Origin of the sequence: Halochromatium sp. (genome assembly GCF_046541315.1) — a bacterium.
Classification (GTDB): Bacteria; Pseudomonadota; Gammaproteobacteria; order Chromatiales; family Chromatiaceae; genus Lamprobacter.
The window spans coordinates 1-3756 of record NZ_JBKHDN010000238.1 but is presented as its reverse complement, the minus strand read 5'-3'; the positions used below and the strand labels follow the sequence as shown (position 1 = coordinate 3756).

5 protein-coding genes are annotated in these 3756 nt (G+C 66.7%); 2 read left to right on the top strand and 3 right to left on the bottom strand.

From position 1 onward, the window contains the following. Window positions 1–25 precede the first annotated feature (25 nt). The 3 genes from galU to lapB all read right to left on the bottom strand — a co-directional run bounded on the left by galU (window position 26) and on the right by lapB (window position 3000). The gene (gene galU / locus ACLFQI_RS12380) at window positions 26–901 is read right to left on the bottom strand and encodes a UTP--glucose-1-phosphate uridylyltransferase GalU (RefSeq protein WP_410759770.1); all 876 of its coding nucleotides are present in this window, start codon (window positions 899–901) and stop codon (window positions 26–28) included. A gap of 78 nt (window positions 902–979) precedes the next feature. After that, on the bottom strand, window positions 980–1705 hold the full coding sequence (gene pyrF / locus ACLFQI_RS12375) for an orotidine-5'-phosphate decarboxylase (protein WP_410759769.1): 726 nt from the start codon (window positions 1703–1705) through the stop codon (window positions 980–982). Window positions 1706–1737: 32 nt separating this feature from the next. Next, on the bottom strand, window positions 1738–3000 hold the full coding sequence (lapB, locus tag ACLFQI_RS12370; protein ID WP_410759768.1) for a lipopolysaccharide assembly protein LapB: 1263 nt from the start codon (window positions 2998–3000) through the stop codon (window positions 1738–1740). A gap of 12 nt (window positions 3001–3012) precedes the next feature. On the opposite strand from lapB, the gene ACLFQI_RS12365 reads away from it, so the two are divergent. Further along, complete coding sequence (locus ACLFQI_RS12365; protein WP_410759767.1) at window positions 3013–3159, top strand: hypothetical protein; 147 nt, start codon at window positions 3013–3015, stop codon at window positions 3157–3159. A 52-nt stretch (window positions 3160–3211) separates the two neighbouring features. Continuing rightward, a partial coding sequence (locus tag ACLFQI_RS12360) for a response regulator (RefSeq protein ID WP_410759765.1) occupies window positions 3212–3756 on the top strand: 545 nt, incomplete at its 3' end.

The window sequence follows — 3756 nt, the reverse complement described above, 5'->3', positions numbered from 1 at the left end:
GGTATGAGCGTTGACAGAAATCGCCTTAGAGCGCGAGCGACTTTAAATAGCGACGGAATTCCTCGCCGAGTTCGGGATGGTTGAGCGCGAGTTCGACCGTGGCTTGGAGGTAGCCTTCCTTGCTCCCGCAGTCGTAACGTTTGCCCTCGAAGGGATGGGCGATCACCACCTCTTCGTCGAGCAGTGCGGCGATCGCGTCGGTGAGCTGGATCTCGCCGCCGGCGCCGGCCTGGGTCTGCTCGAGCTTGTCGAAGATCGCCGGTGTCAGCAGGTAGCGCCCGACCACCGCCAGATTCGATGGTGCATCCGCAGGCTTGGGCTTCTCCACGATCGAGGTCACCCGCAGCGTGCCATCGGACTGGGTTTTGGTCTCGACGATGCCATACTTGTGCGTCTCGCTCGGCGGCACTTCCTGCACGCTGAGGATGCTGGCGCCGCCGGTGCGCGCGTGCAGATCGGCCATCTGCTCGCAGACGCCCTGGCCGGCATTGTCGATCAGGTCGTCGGCGAGCAGGATGGCGAAGGGCTCATTGCCGACCACCGGCTTGGCACAGAGCACCGCATGCCCGAGTCCGAGCGCCTCCGGCTGGCGCAGGTAGATACAGTTGACATGGTCCGGCAGGATGGTGCGCACGATGTGCAGCAGCTTGTCCTTGCCGGCCTCCTGGAGTTCGGCCTCGAGTTCCGGGGCCTTGTCGAAGTGATCCTCGATCGAGCGTTTATGGCGGCCGGTGATGAACACCAGTTGTGTCGCGCCGGCTTGCTCGGCCTCTTCGGCGGCGTACTGGATCAGGGGTTTGTCGACCACGGGCAGCATCTCCTTGGGGCTGGCCTTGGTGACCGGTAGGAAACGGGTGCCGAGACCGGCAACCGGGAAGACAGCCTTGTTGATCTTGGCCATGGGGGCTCCTTTCGTGTGGTTGGTGAGGCGATGGAACAAAGGGTGGGCGTGGGGGCTCAACCGGGACTCAACCGGGGCTCAGTTGGGGCTCAAGCGGGGCGCGGAAGGCCCGGCGGCCAACTCGGCCTCGATGGCCGAAAGCGCGGCCTGCGGATCGGCGGCGGCGGTGATCGGCCGCCCGATCACCAGATGATCGGCGCCCGCGGCGATGGCCTGGCTCGGCGTCATGACCCGTTTCTGGTCGCCGCGCGCACTCTCGGCGGGGCGCACGCCGGGCGTCACCAGTAATCTGTCCGGACCCAGCCGCGCGCGCAGGTCGCTGACCTCGTGCGCGGAGCAGACGACGCCGTCCAGACCCGCCTGCGCGCTCAGCTCGGCGAGCACGGCGACCCGATCGCACGCGCGCCCCGGACAACCGATCGCCGCCAGATCGGCGTCGTCGAGACTGGTGAGCAGGGTCACCGCGATCAGCAATGGCCGCTGCGGCAGCGACTCCAGGCGCTCACGCGCGGCTTGCATCATCGTCAGCCCACCCGAGGCATGGACGTTGAGCATCCAGACCCCAAGCTCGGCAGCCGCCGCGCAGGCAGCGGCGACGGTGTTCGGGATGTCGTGATATTTGAGGTCGAGAAAGACCTCGAACCCGCGGTGAACGAGCCGCTCGATCACGGCCGGACCGGCGCGGGTGAACAACTCCTTGCCGACCTTGACCCGGCAACGCCGTGGATCGAGTCGGTCGGCGAGGGCGAGGGCCGCCTCGGCGGAGGCAAAGTCGAGCGCGACGATGAGACGGGGGTCGGTCAAGGCGAGTTGTCCTCGATGAGATGGCGAGCGGGCTATGGATGAGGGGGACTGGGGCATGCGCTGGCCGCCGCCGGCTGGCATAGCGGTGGCGGCGCGACGGCCTTGATGCTGCCCCAATGTTTGCAGCTGGGGCATTGCCAATGCAGGGCCCGGGCCTCGAAACCGCATTGATCGCAGCGATAGCCCGGTTGCGCCGTCACCAGATGCCGGATGACCGCGAGCAGTTGCCGATCGCCTGCGAGGGTCTGCTGCGGGGGGCCTGAGAGCCGCAGCTCCAGGAGCCGCTCGACGCCCACCAGATCGGCATGGCGAGCGAGATAATCGGTGAGAAAACTCAGCGCCGCCGGAGGGCCTTGCTCGCGCTCGATCGCGCGCGAGAGTTCGCGCATCAAGGGCGCGGACGGATGCGCCGCGAACAGCTCGCCAAGCTCCTCGGTGACGCCCTGACGGCCGAGTTGTTGGCAGCACTGCAGCAGCTCCGGCAGCATGGCGGGGAGGTAGTCGGGTCCGCGTCGGGCGAGGTGGCGGTACAGCATCCAGGCCGAGGCCGGGTCGTTGCGCTCCATCTCCATTCGCGCCTGGATCAGCGTGGCACGGATGCAGTTCGGGTCGATCGCCTGGGCGTCGAGCAGGTGCGCGCGCGCCTCGTCGCGCTGCCCGTGGCGACGGCATTCATCGGCCAGCTCGCAGTGATAATGGGCGATCTCGGTGTGGATCGGCTCATCCGAGCGTTGGCGCAGCTGATTCGCCGTTTCCAGACATCGGCGCCAGTCCTTCTCGGCCTGATAGATCTCGATCAGACCGCGCAAGGCGCGCCGGTCCTGCAGGCCTTGCTCGACCAGCTCCAGGAACAGGCTCTCGGCGCGATCGAAGAGCCCGGCGAGCATATAATCGCGGCCGAGTTCGTAGAGCGCATAGCCGCGTTGGGCGCTGCTCAGGGTCTCGCGCGCGACCAGGTTTTGGTGGATGCGGATGGCACGATCGACCTCGCCGCGGCGCCGAAACAGCGCGCCGAGCGCAAGATGGGTCTCGGCGGTTTCGCCGTCGACCTCGGCCAGACTGAGGAACACGTCGATCGCCTTGTCCGGCTGCTCGTTGAGCAGGTAATTCAGGCCGCGGAAGAAGACCGGATTGGGGCTACCGCAGCGGCTCTCGCCACGCCGCCCCGAGCCCGAGCGGCGCGCGATGAGCCAGCCGGAGGCGGCCGCGAGCGGTAACAATAGGAAAAGCCATTGCATCAGATGCCAGCTGTTGTCGATGTGCGCGGCAAAGCCAAGCCTCTTTGAAGGTGACATGATCGGACGCCCATGATACAGAGAACCCGCGCGGGTCGCATGATGATGGACCGGGGCGCGCGCAACATTTACAGCGCGGTCGGATCGCTTTACGTTAGCGGCACGGCGCTGCGCAAGCGCTACGCGCAGGCGATGGATCGGCTCAAGCGGTTCCCCTAACAGGGGGCGGACCCCGCCCGCTTCCGAACCCCCGAGAACGAGAACGGCGCCGATGGCAACCACTGATCCCGCTGCCGAACAACGGCCCCAGCTGCTGATCGTCGACGATGTCCCCGAGAACATCGAGGTCCTGGCTGCCGCGCTCGGTGACGATTACGAGATCTTCTTTGCCATCTCGGGCGAGGAAGCGCTCGAGATCGCGCTGAACCGACGCATCGATCTGATCCTGCTCGACATCATGATGCCCGAGGTCGATGGCTACGAGGTCTGTCGGCTGCTCAAGCTCGAGCCGCGCCTGGCCGAGATCCCGGTGATCTTCGTCACCGCCAAGACCGAACTCGAGGACGAGGCCAAGGGCTTCGCGGTCGGCGCCGTCGATTACATCGCCAAGCCGATCAAGCGGCTGCGGGTGCGGGCGCGGGTCGCGACGCATCTGCAGCTCAAGGCGAGCCGGGATCGGTTGCGTGCGCTCGCCAACGTCGATGCCGTTGCCGGCCTGCCCAATCGCGCCGTCTGCGACATCCTGCTCGCGCGCGAGACCCTGCGCGCCGAACGCGAAGGCACAAGGCTGTCGTTTCTGCTGGTGGGGCTCGATGA